27 protein-coding genes are annotated in these 26,897 nt (G+C 59.8%); 8 read left to right on the top strand and 19 right to left on the bottom strand.

The features are described 5' to 3' along the window. Nucleotides 1–144: 144 nt before the first annotated feature. From NIT7645_RS04770 to NIT7645_RS04805, 8 genes are all read right to left on the bottom strand, one after another. Entirely contained in the window at nt 145–2,346 is a 2,202-nt protein-coding gene (locus tag NIT7645_RS04770) for a 3-hydroxyacyl-CoA dehydrogenase NAD-binding domain-containing protein (RefSeq protein WP_050686240.1), read from the bottom strand. 23 nt (nt 2,347–2,369) lie between these two features. Then, nucleotides 2,370–3,581 (bottom strand): acetyl-CoA C-acetyltransferase, encoded by a 1,212-nt coding sequence (locus NIT7645_RS04775; RefSeq protein WP_008562840.1) that lies wholly within the window; start codon nt 3,579–3,581, stop codon nt 2,370–2,372. A gap of 10 nt (nt 3,582–3,591) precedes the next feature. Further along, nucleotides 3,592–4,230: a glutathione S-transferase family protein gene (locus NIT7645_RS04780; protein ID WP_008561941.1), complete on the bottom strand. Its 639-nt coding sequence runs from the start codon at nt 4,228–4,230 to the stop codon at nt 3,592–3,594. Between the two features lie 277 nt (nt 4,231–4,507). Continuing rightward, a complete protein-coding gene (locus NIT7645_RS04785) occupies nt 4,508–5,659 on the bottom strand; it encodes an acyl-CoA dehydrogenase family protein (protein WP_008559511.1) in 1,152 nt (383 codons plus the stop codon). Between the two features lie 63 nt (nt 5,660–5,722). Continuing rightward, nucleotides 5,723–5,935 carry a hypothetical protein gene (locus NIT7645_RS04790; protein ID WP_008560251.1) on the bottom strand — a complete coding sequence of 71 codons (213 nt, stop codon included), beginning with the start codon at nt 5,933–5,935 and terminating at the stop codon, nt 5,723–5,725. A gap of 81 nt (nt 5,936–6,016) precedes the next feature. After that, nucleotides 6,017–7,798 (bottom strand): acyl-CoA dehydrogenase C-terminal domain-containing protein, encoded by a 1,782-nt coding sequence (locus NIT7645_RS04795; RefSeq protein ID WP_008561657.1) that lies wholly within the window; start codon nt 7,796–7,798, stop codon nt 6,017–6,019. 72 nt (nt 7,799–7,870) lie between these two features. Beyond that, nucleotides 7,871–8,272, bottom strand: coding sequence for a MerR family transcriptional regulator (locus tag NIT7645_RS04800; protein WP_037302863.1), 402 nt, complete (start codon nt 8,270–8,272; stop codon nt 7,871–7,873). A 278-nt stretch (nt 8,273–8,550) separates the two neighbouring features. Next, on the bottom strand, nt 8,551–8,928 hold the full coding sequence (locus tag NIT7645_RS04805; protein WP_008562131.1) for a MerR family transcriptional regulator: 378 nt from the start codon (nt 8,926–8,928) through the stop codon (nt 8,551–8,553). Nucleotides 8,929–9,042: 114 nt separating this feature from the next. On the opposite strand from NIT7645_RS04805, the gene NIT7645_RS04810 reads away from it, so the two are divergent. The 3 genes from NIT7645_RS04810 to NIT7645_RS04820 are packed head-to-tail and all read left to right on the top strand — an operon-like array spanning nt 9,043 to nt 11,366. Continuing rightward, entirely contained in the window at nt 9,043–9,465 is a 423-nt protein-coding gene (locus tag NIT7645_RS04810) for a PaaI family thioesterase (RefSeq protein WP_037302467.1), read from the top strand. Next, a complete protein-coding gene (locus NIT7645_RS04815) occupies nt 9,462–10,028 on the top strand; it encodes a PaaI family thioesterase (protein ID WP_037302466.1) in 567 nt (188 codons plus the stop codon). Before NIT7645_RS04810 ends, NIT7645_RS04815 begins: the two co-directional genes overlap by 4 nt. A 6-nt stretch (nt 10,029–10,034) precedes the next feature. After that, complete coding sequence (locus NIT7645_RS04820) at nt 10,035–11,366, top strand: MATE family efflux transporter (protein WP_008561599.1); 1,332 nt, start codon at nt 10,035–10,037, stop codon at nt 11,364–11,366. A gap of 10 nt (nt 11,367–11,376) precedes the next feature. Here the strand turns inward: NIT7645_RS04820 and arsC are convergent, their stop codons facing one another. The 3 genes from arsC to NIT7645_RS04835 are packed head-to-tail and all read right to left on the bottom strand — an operon-like array spanning nt 11,377 to nt 13,108. Then, complete coding sequence (gene arsC / locus NIT7645_RS04825; protein WP_008560185.1) at nt 11,377–11,718, bottom strand: arsenate reductase (glutaredoxin); 342 nt, start codon at nt 11,716–11,718, stop codon at nt 11,377–11,379. Further along, complete coding sequence (locus tag NIT7645_RS04830) at nt 11,715–12,773, bottom strand: quinone-dependent dihydroorotate dehydrogenase (protein ID WP_008561438.1); 1,059 nt, start codon at nt 12,771–12,773, stop codon at nt 11,715–11,717. Before NIT7645_RS04830 ends, arsC begins: the two co-directional genes overlap by 4 nt. Further along, entirely contained in the window at nt 12,770–13,108 is a 339-nt protein-coding gene (locus tag NIT7645_RS04835; protein WP_037302862.1) for a DUF952 domain-containing protein, read from the bottom strand. Before NIT7645_RS04835 ends, NIT7645_RS04830 begins: the two co-directional genes overlap by 4 nt. 156 nt (nt 13,109–13,264) lie before the next feature. Between NIT7645_RS04835 and NIT7645_RS04840 the strand changes: the two genes are divergently transcribed. Together NIT7645_RS04840 and NIT7645_RS04845 are read left to right on the top strand one after the other, a co-directional pair. Beyond that, a complete protein-coding gene (locus NIT7645_RS04840; protein WP_008561980.1) occupies nt 13,265–14,842 on the top strand; it encodes a bifunctional metallophosphatase/5'-nucleotidase in 1,578 nt (525 codons plus the stop codon). A gap of 96 nt (nt 14,843–14,938) precedes the next feature. Beyond that, nucleotides 14,939–15,247 (top strand): DnaJ family domain-containing protein, encoded by a 309-nt coding sequence (locus NIT7645_RS04845; protein WP_050686241.1) that lies wholly within the window; start codon nt 14,939–14,941, stop codon nt 15,245–15,247. Nucleotides 15,248–15,320: 73 nt separating this feature from the next. On the opposite strand, the gene NIT7645_RS04850 is transcribed toward NIT7645_RS04845, so the two are convergent. Next, nucleotides 15,321–15,791, bottom strand: a complete 471-nt coding sequence (locus tag NIT7645_RS04850) for a MarR family winged helix-turn-helix transcriptional regulator (protein WP_008560578.1) — start codon at nt 15,789–15,791, stop codon at nt 15,321–15,323. A gap of 165 nt (nt 15,792–15,956) precedes the next feature. Between NIT7645_RS04850 and mnmH the strand changes: the two genes are divergently transcribed. Continuing rightward, nucleotides 15,957–17,009, top strand: coding sequence for a tRNA 2-selenouridine(34) synthase MnmH (gene mnmH, locus NIT7645_RS04855; RefSeq protein ID WP_037302465.1), 1,053 nt, complete (start codon nt 15,957–15,959; stop codon nt 17,007–17,009). 31 nt (nt 17,010–17,040) lie between these two features. On the opposite strand, the gene selD is transcribed toward mnmH, so the two are convergent. The 7 genes from selD to NIT7645_RS04890 all read right to left on the bottom strand — a co-directional run bounded on the left by selD (nt 17,041) and on the right by NIT7645_RS04890 (nt 25,212). Continuing rightward, on the bottom strand, nt 17,041–19,200 hold the full coding sequence (gene selD, locus NIT7645_RS04860) for a selenide, water dikinase SelD (protein ID WP_008560319.1): 2,160 nt from the start codon (nt 19,198–19,200) through the stop codon (nt 17,041–17,043). 81 nt (nt 19,201–19,281) lie between these two features. Next, the gene (locus tag NIT7645_RS04865; RefSeq protein WP_008560521.1) at nt 19,282–19,662 is read right to left on the bottom strand and encodes a Na+/H+ antiporter subunit G; all 381 of its coding nucleotides are present in this window, start codon (nt 19,660–19,662) and stop codon (nt 19,282–19,284) included. 7 nt (nt 19,663–19,669) lie between these two features. Continuing rightward, nucleotides 19,670–19,939 (bottom strand): K+/H+ antiporter subunit F, encoded by a 270-nt coding sequence (locus tag NIT7645_RS04870; RefSeq protein WP_008561262.1) that lies wholly within the window; start codon nt 19,937–19,939, stop codon nt 19,670–19,672. After that, nucleotides 19,936–20,433: a Na+/H+ antiporter subunit E gene (locus tag NIT7645_RS04875; RefSeq protein WP_008560186.1), complete on the bottom strand. Its 498-nt coding sequence runs from the start codon at nt 20,431–20,433 to the stop codon at nt 19,936–19,938. Before NIT7645_RS04875 ends, NIT7645_RS04870 begins: the two co-directional genes overlap by 4 nt. Continuing rightward, nucleotides 20,430–21,998: a monovalent cation/H+ antiporter subunit D gene (locus NIT7645_RS04880; RefSeq protein ID WP_008559391.1), complete on the bottom strand. Its 1,569-nt coding sequence runs from the start codon at nt 21,996–21,998 to the stop codon at nt 20,430–20,432. Before NIT7645_RS04880 ends, NIT7645_RS04875 begins: the two co-directional genes overlap by 4 nt. Beyond that, nucleotides 21,995–22,348, bottom strand: coding sequence for a Na+/H+ antiporter subunit C (locus NIT7645_RS04885; protein WP_008559877.1), 354 nt, complete (start codon nt 22,346–22,348; stop codon nt 21,995–21,997). The genes NIT7645_RS04880 and NIT7645_RS04885 overlap by 4 nt, the downstream gene beginning before the upstream one ends. A gap of 2 nt (nt 22,349–22,350) precedes the next feature. Continuing rightward, nucleotides 22,351–25,212 (bottom strand): monovalent cation/H+ antiporter subunit A, encoded by a 2,862-nt coding sequence (locus NIT7645_RS04890; protein ID WP_008558990.1) that lies wholly within the window; start codon nt 25,210–25,212, stop codon nt 22,351–22,353. 324 nt (nt 25,213–25,536) lie between these two features. On the opposite strand from NIT7645_RS04890, the gene NIT7645_RS04895 reads away from it, so the two are divergent. Together NIT7645_RS04895 and NIT7645_RS04900 are read left to right on the top strand one after the other, a co-directional pair. Beyond that, the gene (locus NIT7645_RS04895) at nt 25,537–26,031 is read left to right on the top strand and encodes a rhodanese-like domain-containing protein (protein ID WP_008562859.1); all 495 of its coding nucleotides are present in this window, start codon (nt 25,537–25,539) and stop codon (nt 26,029–26,031) included. Then, complete coding sequence (locus tag NIT7645_RS04900; protein ID WP_008559820.1) at nt 26,028–26,891, top strand: CE1 family esterase; 864 nt, start codon at nt 26,028–26,030, stop codon at nt 26,889–26,891. Before NIT7645_RS04895 ends, NIT7645_RS04900 begins: the two co-directional genes overlap by 4 nt. Nucleotides 26,892–26,897 lie beyond the last annotated feature (6 nt).

Raw genomic sequence — 26,897 nt, forward strand, 5'->3', positions numbered from 1 at the left:
CAAGCCAGATCCAGATATGCAAACCGCTCGGATGTCTGGGCGGTTTTTCTTTTTTGATGAGGTGCCTACCGTGCATTTCTCATGTTGGGGTGCGAAAAAAGCGACGCCCGCAGGCGCCGCTTCCCCATGTCAGGTATCGCCGTTTCAGGCAGCTTTTTCCGCGCCAGGATTGAACCGGCCGTAGAAGGTTTGACCCTTTTCCGCCATCTCGCGCAGCAGCGGCGGGCAGGCAAATCGCTCGCCATATTTTTCGCTCAGCTGATCGCAGCGCTCGGCAGCATAAGGCGTGCCGATGATGTCCAGCCAGCTCAGCGGGCCACCGGACCACGGCGCAAAGCCCCAGGCCAGGATAGCGCCCACATCGCCCTCGCGGATGTCCATCAGAACGCCCTCTTCCAGCGCACGCACAGCTTCCAGAACCTGCGCAAACATCAGGCGTTCCTGGACCTCGATCAGGTCAGGCTGTTCATCGGCCAGAGGATATTTCTCCTGCATACCTTTCCAGTATCCCTGACGCTTGCCCTTGTCGTCGTAGTCAAAGAACCCAGCGTTGGCCTTGCGGCCCAGACGGCCCTGTTCTTCCATCCAGAAGATCAGATCGTCAGCCGGGCTCTCAGGATAGGCATCCCCCATTGCGGCCTTGGTCGCGCGGGCGATCTTGGCGCCAAGATCAATGGACGTCTCGTCGGTCAGCTGGATCGGCCCAACCGGGAAACCCAACTGGCGTGCGGCATTGTCGATCAGCGCCGGTGTCACGCCTTCGGTGATCATGCGTGCGCCTTCGTTCACGTAAGGGATGATGCAACGGTTGCAGTAGAAGAAGCGCGCGTCATTCACCACGATCGGGGTCTTGCGGATCTGGCGGACATAATCCAGCGCCTTGGCCACCGCACGGTCGCCGGTCTCTTTCCCCTTGATGATCTCGACAAGGAACATCTTTTCCACCGGCGAGAAGAAGTGAATGCCGATGAACTGCTCAGGGCGCACCGAGGCTTCGGCCAGGCCGGTGATCGGCAGGGTCGAGGTGTTGGAGGCAAAGATGCAGTCTTCAGGGATGATCGCCTCAACCTTCTTGGTCATCTCGGCCTTCACACCCGGGTCCTCGAACACCGCTTCGATGATCAGGTCGCAGCCTTTCAACTGTTCCAGATCGGGCGTCGCCGTGATGCGCGACAAGAGAGCGTCTTTCTTCTCTTCGGTCGCCTTTCCGCGCTTGATGCCTTTGTCCATGTAAGATGCGGAATAGGCCTTGCCCTTGTCGGCGGCGTCCTGATCACGGTCGATGAGAACGACCTCCATGCCCGCCTGTGCCGAAACCAGCGCGATGCCAGCACCCATCATGCCAGCACCCAGCACACCGATTTTCTTCACCGACTGATCTTCGATACCTGCAGGGCGAACCGCGCCCTTTTCCAGCGCTTCCTTGTTGAGGAAGAGCGAACGGATCATCGCCTCGGAGGAGGGGTTCATCAGAACATGGGTGAACCAACGCGCCTCGATCTTCAGTGCGGTGTCAAAAGGCACGATCGCGCCCTCGTAAACCGCGCTCAGCAGCGCCTTGGCAGCAGGGAATGCACCAAATGTCTTGCCGTGCACCATGGCAGCGGCACCGAGGAACGTCATGAAGCCCGACGGATGATAGGGCGCGCCACCTGGCATCTTGTAGCCCTTTTGATCCCAGGGTTTGACGATGTCTGCATCCTTGGCTTCCAGAACCCAGGCACGGGCCGCGGCAAGCGGATCTTCGACCACCTCATCAATAAGCCCGGCAGCCTTTGCTTTCTTCGGATCAACCAGCTTACCTTCCAACAGGAAGGGAGCAGCGGCCATGGCGCCCAACTTCCGCACAAGACGGGTCGTGCCACCTGCGCCGGGGAAAATGCCGACCATGATTTCGGGCAGGCCGATCTTGGCCTTCGGGTTATCGGCCGCAAAAATACGGTGCGTGGACAGTGGCAGCTCCAGGCCAATTCCGACCGCCGTGCCGGGCAGGGCAGTGGCAATCGGCTTGCCGCCTTTATTGGTCTTCGCATCCATACCTGCCCGTTCGATCTTGCGCAGGCCCTCGTGCATTTTCATGATGCCTTCGAACAGACCGCGAGCCGGTTCGTCGCCTGCATCTTCTTTCATCTTCGCCAGCACGTTGAGGTCCATGCCACCGGCAAAGTCCTTCTTGCCAGAAGTGATCACGATGCCCTTGACCGCCTCGTCAGCAAGCGCGTCGTCGATCAGCCCGTCCAGATCCTGCATGGCCTGACCATTCAGGACGTTCATGGTTTTACCCGGGCAGTCCCAGGTGATGATTGCGACGCCGTCGGCGTCTTTTTTCATTGTGAAATCAGACATATCTTTCTCTCCAGGCGCCTTTGTTACACACGTTCGATGATGGTCGCGGCACCCATGCCGGAGCCGATGCAAAGCGTCGCCAGACCGGTTTCACGGTCGCTGCGCTCCAGCTCGTCCAGCAGCGCGCCAAGGATCATTGCCCCGGTTGCCCCCAGCGGGTGACCCATCGCGATGGAACCGCCGTTCACATTGACCTTGTCATGATCCACGCCAAAGGCCTGCTCAAACCGCATCACGACGCTGGCAAAGGCTTCGTTGACCTCGAACAGATCAATGTCGCCAATCTCCATGCCGTTGTCGCGCAGGATCTTCTCCGTCACGGGGACCGGCCCGGTGAGCATGATGGTCGGATCTGTGCCGATCTTAGCGGTTGCCTTGATGCGCGCGCGCGGTTTCAGGCCCATCGCCTCGCCGAACTCCTTGTCGCCGATCAGGACCGCAGCGGCGCCATCCACGATCCCGGAAGAGTTGCCCGCGTGGTGGATATGGTTGATGCGCTCCAGATGCGGATATTTCAGCATCGCGATCTTGTCGAAACCGGGCATCTGTTCGCCCATCATCTGGAACGACGGGTTCAGACCGCCCAGCGACTGCATGTCGGTGCCGGGGCGCATATATTCGTCGTGATCCAGAATGGTCAGCCCATTGATGTCGCGCACGGGCACGATGCTGCGGGCAAAGCGGTTGTCGTCCCACGCCGCCTTGGCCCGGCGCTGGGATTCGACAGCCATCTCATCGGCGGCATCGCGCGAAAACCCGTATTCGGTTGCGATGATATCGGCAGAAATCCCTTGCGGAACAAAGTAGTTGTCGATCGCGATCGAGGGATCAACGGCGATTGCGCCCCCATCCATGCCCATGGGCACCCGGCTCATCGATTCCACGCCACCTGCGATATAGGCATGACCGGCCCGGCCACGGACCTGGTTGGCGGCCATGTTCACGGCTTCCAGGCCAGAGGCACAGAACCGGTTGATCGACACGCCAGGGATCGATTCATCAAGATCAGAGGCCAGAACAGCGGTGCGCGCCAGGCAGGCGCCCTGTTCGCCAACCTGGGTCACATTTCCCCAGATAACGTCTTCGACAGCGTGACCTTCGAGGTTGTTGCGGTCTTTCAGAGCATTGAGTGCAACAGCCGACAGGCGGGCGGCAGTGACTTCATGAAGGGAGCCGTCCTTGCGGCCCTTGCCGCGCGGCGTGCGGACGGCGTCATAGATGTAAGCTTCGGTCATCGGGGTCTCCTCAGGCTCGGTCCGACGGGTTGCCGGGCATCAGATCGTAAGGGGCTTTCCAGCCCGGTTGCGCGCTCAGCCGTGACAGCCAGGCGTCGATATTGGGCCATTCGGCTCGTTCAAAGCCGAAGGGTTCTGGGTAATAGAGATAGGAACAGCAGGTCAGATCAGCGTTGCTGAGCGCATCGCCGACAATCCAGTCCCGTTTTTCAAGGTGTTTGTCCAAAATGGCATAGGCAGCCTTCAGGCGCCCCTGCAGGAAGGCAATGACCTCCTGCGGGCGTTTGTCTTCGGGCAGGAAATTCATGAGAAAACGGCAAAGACCTGCGTTGGAGGACAGTTTGTGATTGTCCCACAGCTGCCAACGCAGAATCTCGCGCTTTTCTTCTGGGGTGGAGCCGCCAAAATGGCCGTAGGTGTCAGACAGGTACTGCTGGATGACACCGGATTGGCTCAGCGTGAGATCGCCGTCGACAAGAACAGGGCATTCCCCCATCTCGTTTACATCCGCACGGAAGGCATCACCTCGCGTTGTGCCGCTGAAAAAATCAACAAACACCGGCTCCCAAGCGATCCCTGCCAGTTCCAGCGCAAGGGCCACCTTGTAGGAATGGCCGCTCTCCCCAAAGCAATAGAGTTGGAGTGTCATATTGTTTCCTCTTGCTCAAAACGGTGGGGGTTTCACACCCCCACACCCCCGTGGAGTATTTGTGGAAAGATGACGGAGCCTTCACTCCGCATTAAGATAAATGAAGCGACGATATCGGTGCGGCACAGGCTGGAGAGCCGATGGCCGTGAAAGGTGACGGCGCGCTGGCCCATTAGGCGGAGAGCTCGAGGGTTGGCGCGTCGACGCCTGTCATCTTTCCCCAAATACTCCCGCCGGAGGCATCCTGGCCTTGCAGCATGGTATGCCAGCCTGTGCGTCACAGTGACCTCGCGATCAGTTCCTTCATGATCTCATTGGTGCCGCCATAGATCCGCTGGACACGGGCATCTGCCCACATCTCTGCAACGGCATATTCCTGCATGAAACCGTAGCCACCATGCAGCTGAACACATTCATCAAGCACTTCGCCCTGGGTGTCGGTGATCCAGTATTTCGCCATCGCGGCCTTCTCGACACTCAGCTTGCCCTGCAGGTGTTCAACCATGCATTCATCAAGAAAGGCGCGCGCCACTTTGGTTTTGGTCTGGCATTCGACCAGTTTGAAGCGGGTGTTCTGAAACTGTGTGAGCGGGCCGCCAAAGGCCTCTCGTTCCTTGCAGTAGGCGATGGTGCGCTCGACGGCGCCTTCCATGGCGCCCACGGCCCCACAGGCGATGATCAGCCGTTCCTGCGGCAGCTGCTGCATCATCTGATAGAAACCCTGGCCTTCGGCTCCGCCAAGGATGTTCTCTGGAGGAACGGCAATATTGTCAAAGAACAGCTCGGAGGTGTCGGCTGCATGCAGGCCGACCTTTTCCAGGTTGCGCCCACGGGTGAAACCGTCTGCGCCATCTGTTTCCAGGGCGACCAGCGATATGCCTTTCGAGCCTTCGCTCGGATCGGTCTTTGCGGCAACCAGGATCAGGTTGGCGTGCTGCCCGTTGGTGATGAAGGTTTTCTGTCCGGACAGGCGATACACATTGCCATCCTTGACGGCCTTGGTCTTGATCCGCTGCACATCCGAGCCGGTCGAGGGTTCGGTCATCGCCAGCGCGCCGACCAGCTCGCCGGTGATCATTTTTGGCAGCCAGCGCTGTTTCTGCTCTTCGGTGCCGTAGGCCAGAATGTAATGCGCGACGATGCCAGAGTGGATGCCGTGGCCCCAGCTTGCGAGATTTGCACGGCTGCCTTCGATCAGGATGGCGGCCTCGTGGCCGAAATCACCACCGACACCGCCGTATTCTTCAGGAACAGAAGGGCACAGCAGGCCCAGTTCACCGGCTTCCTGCCAGGTGGAGCGATCCATCATCCCCTGCTTGCGCCAGGTTTCGAACTTGGGTGCCCATTCGCGGGTGATGAACTGTGCTGTCATGTCGGCCAGCATCTGGTGCTCGTCGGTCATCCAGCTGGATTTCTGCTCTGCGGTCATGGGCTCCCTTTCTGTGTGTGCCGGCTGGCTGTTGTTGGCTGTGCGTGGCCGTCTGATGCGGCCTTAGCGTTTGCGTGCCTCTAGGTCGGAATTGAAGAGGCGCAGGCGGTGGCTGAGGTTTTCGTGGTTTGTCACGCTGTCGAAGTTCTCAAACAGAAAGGACAGGGCTTCTCCCTCGTCGAGCCCGGCCTCTTGGGCAAACCGGCGCAGGCGGCGGTAGCCGTCTTCGGTCATGGCGATCGGCAGACGACGGGTGAGGCGAAAGCGTTTGGGCATTGTCTCTCCTCATGTGCGGTGTGCATCGGCGCAAGACGGGAGCCCCGCAGGGCACCCGTCAGTTGTCTTGGGCAGCGTGCCTCAGAACTGGTCCGCGTCCAGCGCCATCACGGTGTCGGCACCGGTCTGGATGCGCGCGAGATGCAGCGCGGTCGCAGGCAGTCTGCGTGCCATGTAATAGCGGCCGGTCGCGATTTTTGTCTCGTAGAACGCGGCGTCAGAGGACCCGGCGTCAAGCGCGGCTTGTGCGGCTTTGGCCATCTCGGCCCACATCAGGCCAAGGCAGACGTGGCCAAACATGTGCATGAAGTCATAGGAGCCTGCGAGCGCATGGTTGGGGTTCTTCATGCCGTTTTGCATGAAATACATCCCCGCAGCCTGCAGATCCTTCGATGCGGCCTTCAGAGGTTCGATGAATTCCTTGCTGTAAGCGTCGGAAATGTCGCCGTTTTCCTTGCAGAAATTCTTGATCATCTCGAAGAACGCCATGACGTGCTTGCCACCGTCCTGTGCCAGCTTGCGGCCGACCAGATCCAGCGCCTGGACGCCATTCGCGCCCTCGTAGATCATCGCGATGCGGGCGTCGCGGGTGTATTGGGACATGCCCCATTCTTCGATGTAGCCATGACCACCATAGACCTGCTGGGCCTGTACGGTCATGTCATAGCCCTGGTCAGTGAGGAAGCCCTTGATAACCGGGGTCAGCAGCGAAATGAGGCCGTCTGCGTCCTTGTCCTCGGAGCGGTGCGCCTGGTCGAGCATCTTGGCCCCCCACAGGATGAAGGCCCGCGCGCCTTCGGCAAAGCTCTTCTGGTCCATCAGGTTGCGACGGATGTCAGGGTGCACGATCAGGGGATCTGCCGGGCCTTCCGGGTTTTTCGCGCCGGTCACGTCACGGCCCTGCAGACGGTCCTTGGCATATTCCAAAGCGTTCTGATAGGCGGCTTCGGCCTGTGCCAGACCCTGCATGCCAACGCCCAGACGGGCTTCGTTCATCATGGTGAACATGGCGCGCATGCCTTTGTGTTCGGTGCCGAGCAGGTAGCCGGTTGCGCTGTCGTAGTTCATCACACAGGTCGAATTGCCGTGGATGCCCATCTTTTCTTCGATCTTGCCAACCGAAACACCGTTACGGTCGCCAAGCGAGCCGTCGTCCTTCACGATGAACTTCGGCACGATGAACAGCGACACACCTTTGATGCCATCGGGACCACCGGGGATCTTGGCGAGAACCAGATGGATGATGTTGTCGGCCATGTCATGGTCACCGGAAGAGATGAAGATCTTCTGTCCGGTGATCTTGTAGGAGCCGTCGTCCTGCGGCTCTGCCTTGGTGCGCATCAGGCCCAGATCGGTGCCGCAGTGGGGCTCTGTCAAGTTCATGGTGCCGGTCCACTCGCAGGACACCATTTTCGGCAGGAAGGTGTCTTTCTGCGCGTCGGTGCCATGGGCGAGGATGGCGGATGCCGCACCATGGGTCAGGCCCTGATACATGGTAAATGCCTGGTTGGCAGCAGAGAAGAACTCTCCCACGGCGGTGCCCATCACATACGGCATGTTCTGGCCGCCGTATTGTTCGGGCATATCAAGGCCGGTCCAGCCGCCTTCTTTTACCTGTTCAAAGGCCGCTTTGAAGCCGGTGGGGGTGTAGACCACGCCGTTTTCAAGGCGGCAGCCTTCGGTGTCACCGACAGTGTTCAGCGGGTGCAGAACTTCACCGGCGATTTTGCCTGCCTCTTCCAGAACGGCGGATGTGAACTCTGCTTCCAGCTCGTCATAGCCGGGGATCTGCGTTTCGGTGATCTTCAGCACGTCATGCAGGATGAACTGTGTGTCCTTGATCGGGGCGGAATAACTGGGCATCGCGGTCCTCGCTGTGGTTCTGCGGTGTCTGTCTGAAAACCCGGCCACGACGGGCAGGGCGGGCGCTGCGGATTACTCGGCAGCGTCCTTCTTTGCGGTCATGGAGGCGATCACGCGATCCCCCCACCGAAGCTGCTCCTTCAGGTCGTCAATGGCTTCGGTCAGCTCATCGCGCTGACGTTCCATGTCGGCCAGACGCTCACATGCGATCTCATAGGTGCGGGTCAGCTGGGTCAGCTGTTGATCACCCATGTGATACAGGTTCAGGAGTTGGCGGATCTCTTCCAGGCTGAAGCCAAAGCGCTTGCCGCGCAGGATCAGCTTCAGTCGTGCCTGATCCCGTTTGGTGAACAGGCGTTTCTGACCCTCGCGGATCGGAAACAAGAGTTCCTTGGCCTCATAAAACCGCAATGTACGTGGCGTGACGCCGAACTCATCGCACATCTCGCGGATGGTTTTGGTCTCTTCAGTCATCGTCATAACTCATAAACTGCTGTTGGTGAGCTTAAAGTGAGCAGCTTGCAGAGCGTTTACAACAAGAACTTGACGTTGACGTAAGTTAGACGCTGCGTCACTTTCTGGGGTGACGTGGGGGCTGGCCGCGTGACGCAACGTCTTGGCGTGGAATTGTGGTTTTGTTTGGCTGGGTTGCGGCCTGACCTGCCTGTCAGAACAGCAATGCCCCGCCAGATCGGCAGGGCATTGGAGTGGTTTTCACAATGTGGTGAAAGGCCGGTGTCGGGGTGGCCAGGTCAGGCGTCTTGCCCCAAAAGGCCCAGCGTCGTGGCCCGCAGATCGGTCAGTTCCTGCATCGCTTCGTCGATCTGCTCGCGCTGTTTGCGCAGTTCTTCCATCTGGCGATCGGCCATTTCGACAAAGGCGCGGTTTTGGGCCTCATCGCCTTCGTTTTCATAGATCAGCAGCCATTGGCGGATCTCTTCCAGCTGAAAGCCAAACTTGCGTCCCCGCATGATCAGTTTCATCCGGGCACGCTCGCGCGGACCATAATAACGCGACCGGCCTTCGCGGTCCGGCTGCAGCAACTCAATATACTCGTAATAACGAAGTGTGCGCGGAGTTACGTCAAACTCGGCGCACATTTCCTTGAATGACAATTTCTGTTCGGTCATCCGATTTCTCCCTCTCGGGCAGGTTATGCGCAAGGCGCGGAGGGTTCAACCGCAGGGTTGCTCTTCCACCAAGGTATGGCTGATAAAGAGTAAAACAATATGACGGGGGGCCGCATGGCCGACAAGAAGCAACTTGCACGACAGTTCATCGAAGCGATCCCTCATGCGCGGGAGCTGGGGATGACCCTGACAGAGCTGGGAGATGGCTCGGCGCAGATCGTGATGCCTTATGATGAAAAGCTGATTGGTGATCCGGAAACGGGGGTCATTCACGGTGGGGCAGTCTCTGCCCTGATGGACACCTGCTGTGGTGCCGCGGTCATGTCACACCCCGCGGCCCCGGGGGGCACGGCAACCATCGACCTGCGGATCGACTACATGCGGGCGGCCACGCCGGGTCAGTCCATCGTAACTCGCGCGACCTGTCACCACATGACCCGCAACGTCGCCTTTGTGCGCGCTGTGGCGATGGATGACGATCAAGACAACCCAGTTGCAACCGCCGTTGGCGCCTTTACCGTGGAGAGAAAGTTTTGAGCCGTCCCCGTCCAGAACCCGTACAGGTGGTCAAGCAACGTCGCGATGCAGCTCTTGCCGCGCTTGTGGCCTCTGTCCCTTATGCTCGTTTCCTCAACATCACCTTTGATCGGCGCGGGGATGAGCTGACCGCGCAGCTGAACTTTGATGAAAAACTGATCGGGAATCCGTTTTTGCCTGCGATCCACGGTGGCGTCACGGCCGCCTTTCTTGAGGTGACGGCCGTGATGACACTGACCTGGGCCAATCTGTGGGAACGGATCGAGAGCGGCAGTCTTGATGTCGATGAACTGGCGGCTGGAAAACTGCCGCGTCAGCCAAAGACCATCGACTTTACCGTGGATTACCTGCGGTCCGGCCTGCCGCGGGATGCCTATGCGCGCGCAACCGTTTCGCGGTCAGGACGGCGGTATGCCTCGGTGCATGTAGAGGCCTGGCAGGATCACAAGGACAAACTGTTTGCGCAGGCGACGGGGCATTTTCTGATGCCACAGGATGCGGCCAAGCAAAAAACCGCAGATCAGGATTTTGTGGCCCGCGAGGCGACGCCGCCCAAGGGGTAACCAATCATGTCAGACGCCAGCGCTACCGCGCCGCAGGAGATCAGCCACGCGCGCGTGCTGAAGATTGCGCTGCCCATTGTTCTTTCAAACGCAACCGTGCCCATTCTCGGGGCGGTGGACACGGGTGTTGTCGGGCAGATGGGAGAGGCGGCACCAATCGGCGCGGTTGGCATCGGGGCGGTGATCCTTGCCACGATCTACTGGATTTTTGGGTTTTTGCGGATGGGCACGACGGGCCTCGCGGCCCAGGCGCGGGGGGCAGGGGACTGGGGCGAGACCGGCGCGTTGCTGATGCGCGGCATCCTTCTGGCCTTTGCTGCGGGTGCGGTCTTCATCATCGCGCAGGCGGCTGTGTTCTGGGGGGCCTTTGCCCTTGCGCCTGCCAGCGCCGAGGTTGAGGGGCTTGCCAGAAGTTATCTGGAGATCCGGATCTGGGGCGCGCCCGCGACCATTGCGCTTTATGCGGTGACAGGTTGGCTGATTGCGGTGGAGCGGACCAGAGCGGTGTTCCTGCTGCAGGTCTGGATGAATGGTCTCAATATCGTGCTGGACCTGTGGTTTGTCCTCGGGCTCGGTTGGGGGGTCGAGGGCGTTGCCATAGCGACGCTGATGGCCGAATGGTCGGGGCTGGCACTGGGGCTTTGGTTCTGTCGCGATGCTTTTGCGGGCGATCAATGGCGTGATTGGGGGCGGGTGTTTGACCCTGCGCGCCTCAAGCGGATGATGCAGGTCAACGGGGACATCATGGTGCGCTCGGTTTTGCTGACCGGGTCATTCACCACGTTTCTGTTTATCGGAGCCGATCTGGGAGACGTCACGCTGGCGGCCAATCAGGTTTTGCTGCAGTTCGTCGAAATCACGGCCTTTGCGATGGATGGCTTTGCCTTCACGGCGGAGGCGATGGTGGGCAGCGCTGTTGGTGCGCGCTCACGCAGCCACATGCGTCAGGCCGCAATCCTGACCAGCCAGTGGGGCGTCGCGACAGCGGTCTTGCTGGGGTTGGTGTTCTGGATTGGTGGCGGCTGGTTGATTGATCTGATGTCGACATCACCCGAGGTGCGCGCGGCAGGGCGGGACTATTTGCTCTGGGCGGCTGCACTGCCGTTGTTGAGCGTCGCAAGCTATATGTTCGATGGGATCTTCATCGGTGCGACCTGGACCCGCGACATGCGCATCGCGATGATCCAGTCCGTTGCCTTGTACGTCGGAGCGCTGGTGATCCTGGTGCCGCTGATGGGCAATCACGGGCTTTGGGCGGCATTGGTGGTGTTGAACCTCGCACGCGGCGCAACGCTTGGGCTGCGTTATCCCCGTCTTGAGGCGCAGATCGACCGCTGAGCCGGAGGCGTCAAAGCAGGGTTTTGATTGCCTCAGTCGGGCGCCCAATCGCGGCGGCATCATGGGTGATGGCGATAGGGCGTTCGATCAGGATCGGATGGGCAGCCATCGCCGCAACCAGCGCGGCGTCATCGTCCGTCTTGGTCAAACCAAGCTCTTTGAACGTCTTTTCGCCTGTGCGCATCATGTCGATTGCACGCAGACCCAGTTTGGCCTGAACCTCGCGCAGCTCTTCCTCGTTTGGAATGTCCTTGAGATAAAGGCGCACTTGGACCTGCGCGCCGCAGTCTTCAAGCAGGGCGAGGCCCGCGCGAGATTTGGAACAACGCGGATTGTGCCAGTAGGTGATCAAAGCCAGTCTCCTCGTTTGCTGCCAACAGCCTGCGCCACATTGCCGAAACCATCCCTTGCCAGCAGGGCGTCGAGCCCCCTTGCGATTTCACCAGCCAGTGACAGGCCGCCATAGACCATTGCCGTGTAGAACTGGACAGCAGAGGCACCCGCGCAGATCTTTGCATAGGCTTGCTCGGCATTGGAGATCCCGCCAACCCCAATCAGCGGAACGCGCCCATCCAGCAGCTCAGACAGCTGAGCCAGAACGCGGGTGGATTTTTCAAACAGCGGCGCCCCAGAGAGCCCGCCTGCTTCGTCCCTGTGTGCGCTTTGCAGACCGTCGCGGGCGAGGGTAGTATTGGTGGCGATCACAGCATCAATGCCGCATTCAACCGCAACTTCGGCAATATCTTCGATCCCTGCACGGTCGAGATCCGGTGCAATCTTGAGGAACACGGGGACGCGGGTCGCCATCTCTTCACGAGTGGCGATGACACCGTTGAGCAAAGCAGACAACGCCGCCTTGCCCTGAAGATCGCGCAGTTTCTCAGTGTTGGGGGAAGAGACATTCACCGTCGCAAAATCCAGATGCGCGCCGCAATGTGCGAGGACCTTGGCGAAATCCGCTGAGCGGTCTTCGCTGTCTTTGTTGGCACCAAGGTTGAGACCGATCACAGCGTCCTTGGGGCGGTTTGCCAGACGTGACGCGATGATCTCCATTCCTTCGTTGTTAAAGCCAAAGCGATTGATCGCGGCCTTGTCTTCGCTCAGGCGGAACAACCGGGGCTTGGGGTTGCCGGGCTGTGGGCGGGGCGTTGCGGCGCCGACCTCGATAAACCCGAATCCAGCGCGGCTCAGCGGCGCGAGCGCCTCGGCGTTCTTGTCAAAACCTGCAGCCAGACCCACAGGGTTGGGAAGGGCGATGCCTGCAACCTGGGTTGCGAGCCGAGCAGAGGTCACCGGGCCGGGTGTGGGTGCCAGCCCCATCTTCAGGGCCTTGATCGACAGGCCATGGGCGGTTTCGGGATCAAATCGGTGCAGGGCGCCAAGCCCAAGACGTTCAATCAGGCTCACGCCATATCCTCCGGGAACTGGTGAACCCCATCAACGAGCGGCAGAGGGGTCGCCCAAGCCACATCCTGCATGGTCATGCTGCGATAGAGATGGGGAAATTCGGCGCCGCCGCGTGACACTTCCCATCGCAGATCATCACCAAGGGGTTTGGTTTCGACCGCGATCAACCAGAGGCCTTCTGCACCGGCGAAATGCTTGGCTGCCGTTTCGGCGGCCTGCGTTGCGGTTGAGAAATGAATATAGCCATCGCTCAGGTCGATCGGTGCGCCAAGGGTCTCGCCCTCTGCCTGAAGGTGGTCCCATTCGTCGGAGCGGAAAATCTTGTAGATCAGCATGGCGGGGTGATGCCCTGCTGCCATGCCTTAATCAAGGGCGAATATCGCACAGGCTGACGCAAAGACAAAGGCGAGCGGCATTTTTTCCCCTTTGACTGTGGTGCGATTTGCTATCACCATTTGGACAATACAAAAACAAGAGGGGAGTCTCTTCCGATGTTCACACGTCTTTTGACGTCTGTTGCCGCGCTTGGCCTGACAGCCGGTGTCGCGGCAGCGGAATACCAGCTGACCATTCTTCACACCAACGATTTCCATTCCCGCTTTGAGCCGATCAGCAAATATGACAGCGGCTGCCGCGAGGGCGACAATGCCGAGGGCAAGTGCTTTGGCGGCTCCGCCCGTCTGGTGACCGCCCTTGCCGAGGCACGTGCCCGCAGCAACAACAGCATCCTCGTAGATGGTGGCGACCAGTTCCAGGGCTCGCTTTATTACACCTACTACAAGGGCAAGGTCGCAGCCGAGATGATGAACAAGCTCGGCTATGACGGCATGACAGTCGGCAACCATGAATTCGACGATGGTCCCGAAGTGTTGCGTGGGTTCATGGATTCGGTCGAATTTCCGGTCCTGATGTCCAACGCCGATGTCAGCGCCGAGCCCGCGCTTGCGGATGTTCTGAAAAAATCCATCGTCATCGAACGTGGTGGTGAGAAGATCGGTCTGATCGGCCTGACGCCTGAAGACACCCCCGATCTGGCCAGCCCCGGCAAGAATATCACCTTCACCAACCCGGTTGATGCGGTTCAGGGCGAAGTCGACAAGCTGACCGCCGAAGGCGTGAACAAGATCATCGTCCTCAGCCACTCCGGCTATGCCGTTGACCAGAAGGTTGCTGCCAACACCACCGGTGTCGATGTGATCGTCGGTGGCCACAGCAACACCTATCTGTCCAACGTCTCGGATAAGGCTGCGGGCCCATACCCGACCATGGTCAATGATGTCGCGATCGTTCAGGCCTATGCTTACGGTAAATTTCTGGGCGAGCTGAACGTGACCTTTGACGACGAAGGCAACGTGATCGAAGCCAAGGGCGAGCCGCTCATCATGGATGGCAACGTGGCAGAAGATGCCGAAACCGTTGCCCGCATCGCAGAGCTGGCAAAGCCGCTTGATGAAATCCGCACCAAGGTGGTTGCAGAGGCCTCCGCTGCTGTGGAAGGCGATCGCAGCATCTGCCGCGTGCAGGAATGCGAAATGGGCAATCTCGTTGCGGACGCCATGCTGGACCGCGTGAAGGATCAGGGCGTGAGCATCGCGATCGCGAACTCTGGTGGTATTCGTGCGAGCCTGGAGCCCGGCGAAGTGACCATGGGCGAAGTCCTGACCATCCTGCCGTTCCAGAACACCCTGTCGACCTTTGAAATTTCAGGCGAAGGTGTTGTGGCTGCGCTGGAAAATGGCGTGAGCCAGGTCGAAGAGGTCAAAGGCCGCTTCCCGCAGGTGGCGGGTCTGAAGTTCACCTGGGATCCCTCTGTCGCGCCGAATGAGGGCCGCGTACAGGAGGTCATGGTTGCAGAGGGTGACGGCTATGTCGCGATTGACCCGGCCAAGACCTATGTGGTCGTGACCAACAACTACGTCCGCAATGGCGGTGACGGCTACAAGGTGTTCGCAGGCGACGACAAGAACGCCTACGACTTTGGCCCGGATCTGGCGGATGTGCTGGCCGAATACCTGGCAGAGCAGGGCCCCTATACGCCCTACACCGATGGCCGTATCAGCCAGAAGTGATCTAGCCCGGCTGATTGGCTGAGCAGACTAATCCAGACCGCGCCGGATCTTCGGCGCGGTCTTTGTTTTTCCAGCTGGCTGGGGCATAGTCGGCCTATGGACCATCCGCTGCTTGACCTCATCAACGCCCGCATCGAAAAGGCCGAGGCCGAAGGCGCCTTTGACAATCTGGCTGGGGCTGGAAAGCCTTTGCCAAAGGTCGACGACCCCGAAAACGAGCTGGTCAATCGGCTCGTGCGGGAAAGCGGAGGCGTGCCGGAATTTGTCAGCCTGTCGCGCACGATTACTGAACTGCGCCAGCAGCTCGCCGAGACTGGCGACCGGACCGAACGGCGGCAAATCATGAAAGAAATGTCGATGCTGGAAGCGCGCATTGATCTCGCGCGCAAGGCCTACGCCAAATAGGGTGTGGGGTCAGCGATATGGCTCAGCGGCATAGTGCAGTTGGCGGCTGATCATTCCCCGGTCTTGTGGCCGCTCAGACGGGCTGTGCGGCGCTCTGCTCCATATCCTCGATGTCGCGCGTGGCCTTGGCCAGCAGACGGGTCATCTGGTCCTGCTCTTCCGTGCTCAGCCCTGCGAGGATTTTGGGCTGCAATGCGGCGGCAACGGGTATGGCCTGCGCAAGCAGCGTTTCGCCTGCGCGTGACAGGGCCACAAGACGCGCGCGCCGGTCCGACGGTGAAACCGTACGCAACACCAATCCCTTCAGCTCAAGCCGGTCGATCACTTTGCCAAGCGTGGCGCGGTCATAGGCGATACGGGCCGCAATCGTGGCCTGGTCCACGCCCGGTTCGCGGGCGATGGCATCCATCGCCGAAAACTGGACCGGCGTCAGATCAATATTGTGGCGCGCCATATGTTCTGCAAACAGCGCCACGGAAATCTGGTGCAACCGCCGGATCAGATGACCGGGGAATTGCATTGTATCAACATCACGTTCAGACATTATTCTGCCTCCCTACTGGTGCAGGAACCGATGAGCGCCCGAATGGCAAACCCACAAGCTGAAATAGCCTTTAAAGTGCTATCAATTTTCAATCCATAATAAATTGTGCGGCAATCAAAGGAAATGCAGCTTTCGCTTGGTCTTGGCGCGCTGTAGATCAGTGGCATGGCCATTTGTTTCTCATCGCTATCCGAAATATACGCGCAGCGATACGATTGTATTATTGACGTGCGGAGTCCCGCCGAGTTCGCAGAGGATCATCTGCCTGGCGCCATCAATTTGCCTGTTCTCGATAATGAGGAACGGGCCAAGGTTGGGACGATCTACGTTCAGGAAAGCCCGTTTCTGGCGCGCAAGATCGGTGCGGCGATGGTATTTCGCAATGCAGCGAATCATGTCGAACAACAGCTGAGCCACCATGAGGGCTCTTGGCGACCGCTCGTCTATTGCTGGCGCGGTGGCCAGCGATCGGGCAGTTTTACCTGGCTTCTTCAGCAGATCGGATGGCGGGCCGATGTGGTGCAGGGCGGTTATCAAAGCTACCGCCGTTTGGTACATGATTTTCTCTACAACGGAGAAATTCCGCACCGGCTGGTCGCCCTTGATGGTTATACTGGAACTGCAAAAACGGATATCTTGCAGAGGGTTGAAGCCCTCGGCGGTCAGGTTCTGGATCTTGAGGGGATGGCCCATCACCGCGGGTCTCTGCTGGGTGATTACCCGACGCCACAGCCCAGCCAGAAGGCGTTTGAATCCCGGGTTGCGGGAAAGTTGGCGGCCATGGACCCCACCAAGCCGGTGTTGGTAGAGGCCGAATCCAGCAAGATCGGCAGTCGCATCATTCCCCCAACTGTCTGGACTGCTATGAAGCAGGCACCGCGGATTGAATTGCGGGCGCCGGTCTCGGCGCGTTGCCGGTATCTGCAGGCGGGCTACGACGATATTCTGTCTAACGGCGAAATGTTGCGCACGCGCTTGGATGGTTTGCGGGCTCATCGCTCGAACGCGGTGGTCGACGGCTGGCTGGAGCTGATCGCAGCCGGTGACAAGGCAGGCTTAACCGAGGCGTTGATGATTCAGCATTACGATCCGGCCTACGAAACCGCCCGCAAAGCGATTGGCGCAGAAGTGCGGATGACGCTGGAAACGCCGGATTTGCAGCCGGAAGACCTGGATCGAATTGCCGCAGATCTGCTGCGCGAACTGGACAAGTTTTAGGCCGAGATACCCCCGGAAACCCGCCAGAACATCAGCTCAGGATGATGGATCCGGGCAGGTCACTGAGCCGCCCGATGACTGCCGTATGCGGGGCGTGTGATTTCAGTTTTTCAACCACCTTGGAGGCCTGATCAGCGGGCACGGCTGCCAGCAATCCGCCTGCGGTTTGTGGATCAAACAGGAGATCCTGGGCGCCTGCAGTCTGGATTTGCGGCAAAAGCGCTGCGTTATCCACAAAGAGCGAAGACCGGATACCTGTCGCTGCGAGCTCTTTGGCCCCCGTCAGGGTCGGGATCGCATCAAACACCAGCTCTGCCCCGGTTGTGGACGCGTCGCACATCCCCAACAGATGCCCAAGCAGGCCAAAGCCCGTGACATCGGTCATTGCATTGGCAACACGCAAAACCTCAGCAGAGGCTGCCTGCGATTGGCTCATGCTTTCGAGGGCTTCTGCCACCCACGCGCCCTTTGCCTTGCCCTGCATTTCCGCCGCCATGATGACGCCAGTGCCCAATGGCTTGGTCAGGATCAATGCGTCCCCTGGCTTGCCGCCGGCCAGGGTTATCGGCGCATCATCACAAAGGCCCGTTACCGAAAAGCCAACCGTCATTTCTGCGCCAAGCGACGTGTGCCCACCGACAATTTCGGCTCCCGCATCGCGCATGACCTCTGTCGCAGCTGCCATCATTTCCCGCAGGGTTCGGGCCTGCAGGTTTGCGGACATCTTGGGCAGGATCAGAATGGCTGTCGCGGCCTGCGGGTTTGCCCCCATCGCCCAGATATCCCCCAAAGCATGCACCGCCGCGATCCGCGTCATGACAACCGGGTCGAGGGTAAAGGCACGCAGGTGGTCAGTGCTGAGCACTTGCTTCTTTCCACCTGTGGTGAGCAGCGCAGCATCGTCACCGGGAAGGGGCGTGATATCTTCGCGGTAAGTGCCAGGAAGGCTGCGCAGGCTTTCCTTGAGCGCGCTGCCCCCAACCTTGGCGCCACAGCCTCCGCACATCGGCTTGTCGCCAAGCGCGTCTGGCAGATCAGCAGTGTGTTCAGCCGGAAGCGTCGGACCGTCCATTTCGGGGAGATCGCGGAACTGGTCCATGAAGGTCTGGTCGATGTGGTCCTTCCAACGCCAGATCAGCCCGCCGGAAAACGTCTGGCCAAACCGCTCGCCAACGGCGGTCCTGCCGCCCATCGAGATCAGTTTCAGATAGTCCTTTTGCGGCCGGTAGGCCCGCATCGGATCGCCAGTCAGCCGGGCGCGGATGTTATGAAACAGAACCGGGGCCTGCCGCACAGCATAGACGCCGGCCTTGGGGCGCGGGGAGGGTGAAAACTCCGCGCAGTCACCGCTGGCAAATAGGTCAGCGGTGCTGGTTTGCAGATATTCGTCCACACGCAGGAACCCGTCATTGTGAGAGAGCCCGCTGGTTTCAAGCCACGAATAGGCCCGTGCCCCGGCCGCGCCGGTCGTAAAGTCCGAGCGAACCAGGCGCCCGTCTTCCAGTACCACTTGGGTCGGCTCTAGCCGCGCAACTTTGGCCTGTTCAATCACGGTGACACCCAGCTCTGTCAGCGCGCGGCGCAGCCGGTCGCGGGCTTTTGATCCGGTATCAGAAAGGATCTCGCTGCGGTCGATCAGTGTCGCCTGCATGTCGCGCCCTGCATTGCGCAGGGCGTGGGCCATTGCCAGAACCAGTTCAACCCCCGCGACGCCGCCCCCCAGTACCGCGACATGGGCGGGGCCGCTTTGGCTGCGATAGCTGTCCCACTCGGCCGCAAATCGCCCCAGCGGTTTGGCAGGGATGGCGTGCTCGCGAAATCCGGCAAGATCGGGCATCGTCGAGGTGATCCCGACGTTGACCGCAGCGATGTCATAGGCGATCGGGGGGCGTCCAGGGACATGGACAAGGCGACCAATGGGATCAATGTGTTCGACAGCCCCCAGCACAACCCGTGCCCCGGCAAACCGGGCCAGCTGGACCAGATCGATATCAAGCGCGTCGCGTCCATAGTGACCGGCAACAAAACCCGGCAGCATTCCGGAGTAGGGGGCTGTTGGTCCGGGATTGATCACCGTCAACCGGGCCCCAGCGAGAGGGCGCATCCCCCATTTGCGCAGAACCAGCGCATGGGTATGCCCGCCTCCGATCAGCACCACGTCTTTGGTGAGGGGGAGGGGGGATGGCTGCATGGGAAAACTCGTGGCTGTTCAGAAATAGGGGCGCGCGGCGGAAACGGAAAACCCCCGCCGAGAGGCGGGGGCAAGAGTGGATCAGACCTGCGGGCCGATCACTTCGTTTTCGGGCTTCTTGTGGGTTGCCCAGATCTTGTCCTCGCCCGGCTCTGGCAGGCTGTCAGGCGTGTCATGCCGATGGATGTGCACCTTGGCAATGAAATTCGCCGTGATTGGGGCGGTCAGGAACAGGAAGAGGGTGATCATCAGCTCGTGGATCGAGACATATGTCTCAAAGAACGCCGCATGAGCCATCGAGGCAAGCAGGACGCCCCCAACACCCAACGTCGTGGCCTTGGTCGGGGCGTGCAGGCGGGACATGCGGTCATTCAGCTTGATAAGGCCAAAGGAGCCGACGATGCCGAAGATGCCCCCGATCACCAGAAATGCGGCAATGATGAGTTCAAAGAAGAATTCCATGTCGTCCTCACTCGATGATGTTGCCGCGCAGAATAAAGCGCGCATAGGCCACGGTGGACACAAAGCCGAGCATCGCGATGATCATTGCGGCCTCAAAGAAGATGTCTGAGCCAAGTGCGAGCCCATAAAGCACCAGCAGCGCGATTGCGTTGATGAACATCGTGTCGAGCGCCAGAATGCGGTCGGCCACATCCTCGGCCGTGACGACCTTCCACAAGTTCATGACCAGCCCAAGGGCAAAGCAGACGAAGGCAAAGATTGCAGCAGTTTCGATCATTCGAAGATCTCCTTCAGACGGCTTTCGTAACGGACCTTGATCTCGTCGCGCACGGCGTCGGGGTCAGGTGCGTCAAGGCAGTGAACCAGCAGGGCATGACCTTCCGCAGACAGATCCGCTGAAACGGTGCCGGGCGTCATGGTGATGGTCCCTGCGAGCAGGGTGATCGCCTCGGGGGTGCGCAGGTCCAGCGGGATGGTCACCCAGGCCGGGTGACGTTTGGCGTTGGATTTGAACAACACGATCTTGGCAACGATCACATTGGCGACAACGATGTCGTAAAGCACGACGCCAATATAGGCGAGGATCTTGCCCGGGTGCTTCATCTTGGATTGTTGCGGCCAGTAGGGCTGGGTCAGGAAGGGGATCAGAACCCCCAACATGAAGCCGAACACAAGAGAGTTCAAAGACCAGCCATTGACCAGCAGCAACCAGGTCACCGTCAGGACGACGGTCAGGATCGGGTGTGGGAAAATGCGGCGCATCAGCTTCATTTCTGGCCCCCTCCAAGAACGGTTTCGATATAGGCGGTCGGCGTGAACAGCTGATCTGCTGTGGCGTCAGCGTAGCGCGTCAGTGGACCCGCAAAGACGGTCAGCAGCACAATCGCGCCGATCAAGCCAAAGCAGACCACCAGCGGCAAAGCAGAGGGCGCTGCCTGGGCCGCATGGGCCTGAGACGTTCCGTCCAGCAGGTCTTCACTGTCATCCACCACTACGGCCTGATCTGCAGTGTCTTGCAGGCCGTGGCTCTTCCAGAAGATCAATGTGCCCGCTCGTGCCAGACCAATGATCGTGACGAGAGAGCCAATCAGGATGACGGCCCAGATCCACCAGACCAGATCATGGTCCCGCGCGGCATCCATAACCAGCAGTTTTCCAACGAATCCCGACAGAGGCGGCATGCCCGCCATCGCGATCGCGGCGACAAAGAACAGCACGGACAACAGGCCGCTTTGCTGCATGACAGGTCGCGCTGCAATGCGGCCTCCCTGACGTTCCATGACCTGATCGGCAATCAGGAACATCAGCGCTGTCGCAAGTGTCGAATGCACGATGTAATAGAGCGCGGCTCCCGCGGATGCGGGTGTGAACAGCGCGATGGCGATCAGCAAAGTCCCCATCGAGGTGATCGCTGCAAATGCCACCATGCGCCCGATCTCGCGCGAGCCGAGGACGCCAATGGCGCCGACTGCGAGGGTGATCATGGCGGCGGGCAACAGCCAATCGCCAGCAAGCCCGGCCGTGACCTCGACATCCGGGCCAAAGATCAGCGTGTAGACCCGCAGGATGGCGTATGCACCAACCTTGGTCATGATCGCAAACAAGGCGGCGACGGGCAGGGGGGCGTTGCTGTAGGAGGCAGGCAACCAGAAATGCAGCGGCAGAACCGCAGCTTTGATTGCGAAAACCAGCAGCAGCATGACCGCACCCACACGCAGAAGTGCAGTTTCTTCGGCAGGCATCTCTGCCACCCGGACTGCAAGGTCAGCCATGTTCAACGTGCCGGTCACCGCATAAAGCGTGCCAAGCGCAAACAGGAACAGGGTGGAGCCAAGGAGGTTATAGACCACATATTGCACGCCCGCCTGAAAACGCTTTGCGCCGCCAGCGTGGATCATCAGACCATAGGAGGCGATCAACAGCACTTCGAAGAATACGAACAGGTTGAAGGCATCGCCGGTCAGGAAGGCACCGATGATGCCCATGATCTGGAACTGGAACAGGGCGTGGAAGTTTGCGCCGCGTTCGTCCCAGCCGGTGCCAATGGCATAAAGCACTACGGCAAGCGCCAAAACAGAGGTCAAAACGATCATCATCGCCGACAGCCGGTCCAGCACGAGGACGATACCAAAGGGCGCAGGCCAATCGCCAAGCTCATAGACCTGAACAGTGCCGTCAGCAGCCTGCACGCCAAGCGCGATGGTGATCGCCAGGATCAAAAGTGTGCTGGCAACAGAAAAGATCCGCTGCAGGTCCATGTGATAGCGCAGGACCATGATGATAAAGGGGGCGACGAGTGCAGGCAGCACGATCGGCGCAATGACGAGGTGGTTCATGCGTCATCTCCTGCGGCGGTGCCGTCTTCGCTCAGGTTGATGCTGTCGTCACGCGAGGACAGGAATGCCCCCAGCGCGATCATGACGACCACGGCCGTCATACCAAAAGAGATCACGATCGCCGTCAGCACCAGCGCCTGGGGCAGGGGGTCGGTATAGGCGACCTCTTCGTATTTGTTCAGGATCGGTGGAGCGCCTGACATCAGGCGCCCGGTGGCGAACAGGAACACGTTCACAGCATAGGACAGCAGCGACAGTCCCAGGATGACGGGAAAGCTGCGGCGGCGCAGGATCAGATAGATGCCGGCTGCGGTCAGAACGCCCACAGCAGAGGCGACTAGGATTTCCATACTCAGCCCTCGTTTTCAGTCTTGGCCACGTCGTCGCGGGCCGGGTTGATATCCATGGCGTGGTCGGTGTTGGCTCCCGGCTGCCAGGCAAAGCGCGACAGGCTTTCCAGCGCCAGCAGCACGGCCCCGACAACCGCTAGGAACACGCCGAGATCAAACAGCGCAGCGGTCGCCCATTCGAACTCTTCCAGCGGCGCCCAGTGGATGTAGCCAAAGGCGCTTGTCAGGAAGGGCGTGCCGCTGAACCACGACCCAAGGCCGGTTGCGGCAGCAATCAGCACACCAGAGCCGATGATGGCGTGGTACGGGTAGCGCTGCCGCTCGGTTGCCCAGGCAAAGCCGGATGCCATGTATTGCATGATGATCGCGATTGCAGCGATGAGGCCTGCAATAAATCCGCCACCCGGCAGGTTGTGACCGCGGAAGAAGATGTAGGCTGCAACCATCAGCGCGAGTGGCATCATCACCCGCGTTGCCACAACCATCATCATCGGATGAGAGTCACCTGCCTGCGGCAGATCTGGTTTGCGGTTCAACAGGTAGGCGCGCACGCGCGTGCCAAGGACCGCTTCGGTCAGGGCAAAGATGACCAGCGCCGCGATGCCCAGAACGATGATCTCGCCAAAGGTATCAAAGCCCCGGAAATCGACCAGGATGACGTTCACCACATTGGTGCCGCCGCCGCCCTTGTACGAGTTTTCGAGGTGGAAGCCAGAGATCGTCTCGCCAATGAAATCACGTGTCATCAGCGCATAGATCAGACCACCCACGCCCAGACCTGCAACGCTCGCGATGGAGATGTCGCGCAGGCGCGCGCCTGCGCTGCTCTCGATCGGGGTTTCCTTGGGCATGAAATTCAGCGCAAGGAGCATCAGAATGATGGTGACCACTTCGACCGAAATCTGTGTCAGCGCAAGGTCGGGTGCGGACAGGTAGTTGAAGCCCATCGACACGACCAGACCAACCACACCGATCAACACCAGTGCCAGCAGGCGGTTGCGATGCATTGCCACCATAAAGCCCGTGGCGATCAACAGGCTGGCCCAGCCAAGGATCGGGATCAGCCCGACATCCTGCAACGTGCGCGTAGGTGCCGCCAGTGTGCCGGATTGGTAGGCATAGAATGACAGCGCGACGGTAAAGGCGATCATGATCGCCGCGTAGCGCGGCATTGCCCCGTTGTGCAGACCATCGGTGATCGTGCGAGCAAGCCGGGTCAGCGCTGCGATCAGCGCCTCAAAGATTACCTTTGCCTCGGGCCGGGGCGCGTTGTCCCACATCCGGGCAAGGGGCTTGTGCAGCATCAGGAGAACTGCGCCCCCGGCAACGGCCACGATCGACATATAGAGCGCAGGTGTAAACCCGTGCCACAGTTTGAGGGAGTAATACGGCAGCTTCTCCCCTCCGATCACCGCACCGGCCGCAGTGGCAACCAGCGGGCCGACGATCTTGGCAGAGAACAGCCCGATCAGGATCACCAGCCCCACGAGGAAGGCCGGAGCCAGCCACATTCCAACGCCCGGATCATGCGGTTTGGCAGGATAGTCGCTCCGCTTGGGGCCAAGGAAAACATGCACGATATAGCGGAAGGAATAGGCCGCGGAAAACAGCGCACCAATCAGAGCAAGCCCCGGCACAAGATAGGCTGAGCCACCCCAGGCGGTGTGGACTGTCTCTTCCAGCATCATTTCCTTTGACAGGAAGCCGTTGAATGGCGGGATACCAGCCATGGACAGCGCCGCAACGGTCGCAATGGCAAAGGTAATCGGCATCAGATGACGCAGACCGCCGAGGCGTTTGATGTCTCGGGTGTGTGCCTCGTGATCGACGATGCCTGCGCTCATGAACAGGGCCGCCTTAAAGGTCGCATGGTTGATGATGTGAAAAACCGCTGCAACGGCCGCGAACTTTGTCCCGAAACCCAACAGCATGGTGATCAGGCCAAGGTGGCTGACGGTGGAAAACGCCAGCAGCGCCTTCAGATCATCCTTGAACAGGGCGATGATGGCGCCGAGAACCATGGTGATCAGACCGGTGGTGGCCACGATGTAGAACCATTCAGGCGTGCCTGCGAGAACCGGCCACAGTCGGGCCAGCAGGAACAAACCTGCCTTCACCATCGTTGCGGAGTGCAGATAGGCCGACACAGGGGTCGGTGCCGCCATCGCATGCGGCAGCCAGAAGTGAAACGGGAATTGCGCCGACTTTGTAAAGGCACCAATCAGGATCAGGATCAGAGCGGGCAAATAAAGCGGGGATGCCTGAATGGCCTCTTTGGACGAAAGGATCACGGTGAGATCATAAGATCCCGCGATATTGCCGAGGATCAACATGCCCCCGATCATGGCAAGCCCGCCCGCACCCGTGACGGTAAGGGCCATGCGCGCGCCTTGTCGGCCCTCTGGCAGATGTTTCCAGAACCCGATCAGCAAGAACGAGCTAAGCGACGTCAGTTCCCAGAAGATCAACAACAACAGGATGTTGTCGGATGTAACGATCCCCACCATCGCGCCCTGAAACAGCAGCAGATAGGTGTAGAAATTGCCCATCGGATCTTCTCGCGAGAGATAGAAACGCGCGTAAAGAATGATGAGCAAGCCAATGCCAAGGATCAGGCTTGCAAACAGAAAACCGAGCCCATCGAGAAAGAAATTCGCGTTGAGCCCCAGTCCGGGAAGCCAGTCGAATTGGGCCTGGATCACGTCACCGCGCAAAACAGCTGGGGCGTGAAGCATCAGGCCGACAAAGGCCAAAAGGGTCGTCAACCCGGCTGCCGAAGCCGAGGCGTTGCGGCCGGCGCGGATCAATAGCGCGGGAAACACCGCGCCTAGAAAGGGCAGGGCTGCAATCAGGAACAGGGACACGTGCGCTTCTCCTCCATGCACAGGGCCAGATGTTGTGGTGCCTAAGCAATTTTTCGCAACAGTGCCAGCCCCCACTGCGCCTGCAAACCCTGCAAAAGCGGCGGTGGGGTTAGATTTTCCTATGCCGTCCCCGATGGGGGCAGCTTGGTGTCAGGTTGACAAGAACTTGATCACCGTCTGGGGTATCGCATGCTGAACACTAGACAGGAACCTGCTAGGACTTGGCGGATATAGGAACGAAATTGCCCCCTTGGGAGAGGCCGAATGCCGCAATCTCGATCAAAATCGTCAACTAGGACGGAAAATGCTGCGGAAAAGGGCAACATGCGCCCAAATGATGAGCAGTCCGCAGTTCAACCGCTTTTGGGACGGCGTCGTTTTCTCTTTGGCGCAGCTGGATTGGCGGCGGTTTCAACTGGTGGCTATCTTTGGTGGCGTCGGCAGGCGCCCGATCATGATCATCCCCGCCTCGGCGTTGCCGAGGCCTTTGCAAAGGCGCAGGCTGGTGAGATTTACCTGATTGACATCAGAACGCCGCGGGAATGGCGCGCCTCTGGGGTGCCGGTTGGTAGCCATCAGATTGACATGCGCAGGGATGATTTTCTCACAGCCTTGAACGAGGTCACAGGTGGCAGCCAGGCTGCGGCCATTGCCCTTATCTGTGCACGGGGTGTGCGGTCTGCGCGGGTGACCTTGGCGCTGGCTGAAGCGGGCTACACGAATGTGATCGATGTCCCGGAAGGCATGCTTGGCTCGGCTGCGGGGCCCGGTTGGCTGCGGAGCAACCTGCCTGTGGCCCGGTGGGAGGGGCAGGCATGAGGATCGCCCTGACCCGCAGCATCACCCAAGGGGTTGCCGGCATGGCTTTGTTGGCCGCAGGGGCAATTTCAGCAAGCCCAGTCTGGGCCGATTGCGGCACGGTTGATGCCGCTTGCGAGATCGAAAGCGGCACCTATCACATTGCGCTCCCCGAGCGCGCAGGCCGCGCCCGGATCCCGGCAGTCATGTTTCTGCATGGCTATGGTAGCTCTGGCGCAGCAGTTCTGCGCAACGAGACGATGATATCTGAGCTGACGGATCGCGGTTATGCGGTGATCGCGCCCACGGCACTCCCTCGGGAGGAAGACGGCCCCCGATCCTGGGCGTTCTTGTCCAGTTTTGGCCGACGGGACGAAGGTGCGTTTTTTGAAGACGTGATGGAGGACGTTGCCGGACGGTTCAATGTCGATCAAGAAGATGTTGTTCTTGCGGGGTTTTCGGCGGGTGGCTTCATGACGGTCTATCTGGCCTGCGCGCATCCGGACCAATTTCGTGCCTACGCTCCTGTCTCTGGTGGGTTTTGGCGCCCGCAACCCGAAAGCTGTGCGGGCCCCGTCCGGTTGCTGCACACGCATGGCTGGGCCGATCAGGTCGTACCGCTGGAAGGGCGCTACATCGGTGGCGGTCGCTTCCAGCAGGGCGATATTTTCGCTGGTCTGGAATTGTGGCGACAGACGAACGAATGCACGACCCACGCGCCAGACCGGCGATGGAAGACCGGCGACCAGCTACGCCGTGCCTGGGACTGCGGAGAAGGTCGGGACATTGAACTGATTTTGGTCCCGGGCGGCCACAGTGTCCCCAAAGGGTGGGGAAATTGGATGCTGGACTGGTACGAAGGCAGCGATCTATCCCAGTAGAACGCT

Source organism: Phaeobacter italicus (genome assembly GCF_001258055.1).
GTDB classification, from domain to species: Bacteria; Pseudomonadota; Alphaproteobacteria; order Rhodobacterales; family Rhodobacteraceae; genus Phaeobacter; species Phaeobacter italicus.

Excerpts from the sequence above, each read along its gene's own strand:
- NIT7645_RS04880 (WP_008559391.1), bottom strand. The coding sequence starts at position 21,998 with ATGAACCACCTCGTCATTGCGCCGATCGTGCTGCCTGCACTCGTCGCC.
- NIT7645_RS04850 (WP_008560578.1), bottom strand. The coding sequence starts at position 15,791 with ATGTCTGAACGTGATGTTGATACAATGCAATTCCCCGGTCATCTGATC.
- NIT7645_RS04840 (WP_008561980.1), top strand. The coding sequence starts at position 13,265 with ATGTTCACACGTCTTTTGACGTCTGTTGCCGCGCTTGGCCTGACAGCC.
- NIT7645_RS04865 (WP_008560521.1), bottom strand. The coding sequence starts at position 19,662 with ATGGAATTCTTCTTTGAACTCATCATTGCCGCATTTCTGGTGATCGGG.
- NIT7645_RS04845 (WP_050686241.1), top strand. The coding sequence starts at position 14,939 with ATGGACCATCCGCTGCTTGACCTCATCAACGCCCGCATCGAAAAGGCC.
- NIT7645_RS04820 (WP_008561599.1), top strand. The coding sequence starts at position 10,035 with ATGTCAGACGCCAGCGCTACCGCGCCGCAGGAGATCAGCCACGCGCGC.
- NIT7645_RS04900 (WP_008559820.1), top strand. The coding sequence starts at position 26,028 with ATGAGGATCGCCCTGACCCGCAGCATCACCCAAGGGGTTGCCGGCATG.
- NIT7645_RS04810 (WP_037302467.1), top strand. The coding sequence starts at position 9,043 with ATGGCCGACAAGAAGCAACTTGCACGACAGTTCATCGAAGCGATCCCT.
- NIT7645_RS04775 (WP_008562840.1), bottom strand. The coding sequence starts at position 3,581 with ATGACCGAAGCTTACATCTATGACGCCGTCCGCACGCCGCGCGGCAAG.
- NIT7645_RS04835 (WP_037302862.1), bottom strand. The coding sequence starts at position 13,108 with ATGCTGATCTACAAGATTTTCCGCTCCGACGAATGGGACCACCTTCAG.
- NIT7645_RS04780 (WP_008561941.1), bottom strand. The coding sequence starts at position 4,230 with ATGACACTCCAACTCTATTGCTTTGGGGAGAGCGGCCATTCCTACAAG.
- NIT7645_RS04870 (WP_008561262.1), bottom strand. The coding sequence starts at position 19,939 with ATGATCGAAACTGCTGCAATCTTTGCCTTCGTCTGCTTTGCCCTTGGG.
- NIT7645_RS04800 (WP_037302863.1), bottom strand. The coding sequence starts at position 8,272 with ATGACTGAAGAGACCAAAACCATCCGCGAGATGTGCGATGAGTTCGGC.
- mnmH (WP_037302465.1), top strand. The coding sequence starts at position 15,957 with ATGGCCATTTGTTTCTCATCGCTATCCGAAATATACGCGCAGCGATAC.
- NIT7645_RS04770 (WP_050686240.1), bottom strand. The coding sequence starts at position 2,346 with ATGTCTGATTTCACAATGAAAAAAGACGCCGACGGCGTCGCAATCATC.
- NIT7645_RS04785 (WP_008559511.1), bottom strand. The coding sequence starts at position 5,659 with ATGACCGCAGAGCAGAAATCCAGCTGGATGACCGACGAGCACCAGATG.
- NIT7645_RS04885 (WP_008559877.1), bottom strand. The coding sequence starts at position 22,348 with ATGGAAATCCTAGTCGCCTCTGCTGTGGGCGTTCTGACCGCAGCCGGC.
- NIT7645_RS04790 (WP_008560251.1), bottom strand. The coding sequence starts at position 5,935 with ATGCCCAAACGCTTTCGCCTCACCCGTCGTCTGCCGATCGCCATGACC.
- NIT7645_RS04795 (WP_008561657.1), bottom strand. The coding sequence starts at position 7,798 with ATGCCCAGTTATTCCGCCCCGATCAAGGACACACAGTTCATCCTGCAT.
- NIT7645_RS04875 (WP_008560186.1), bottom strand. The coding sequence starts at position 20,433 with ATGAAGCTGATGCGCCGCATTTTCCCACACCCGATCCTGACCGTCGTC.
- NIT7645_RS04895 (WP_008562859.1), top strand. The coding sequence starts at position 25,537 with ATGCGCCCAAATGATGAGCAGTCCGCAGTTCAACCGCTTTTGGGACGG.
- NIT7645_RS04805 (WP_008562131.1), bottom strand. The coding sequence starts at position 8,928 with ATGACCGAACAGAAATTGTCATTCAAGGAAATGTGCGCCGAGTTTGAC.
- selD (WP_008560319.1), bottom strand. The coding sequence starts at position 19,200 with ATGCAGCCATCCCCCCTCCCCCTCACCAAAGACGTGGTGCTGATCGGA.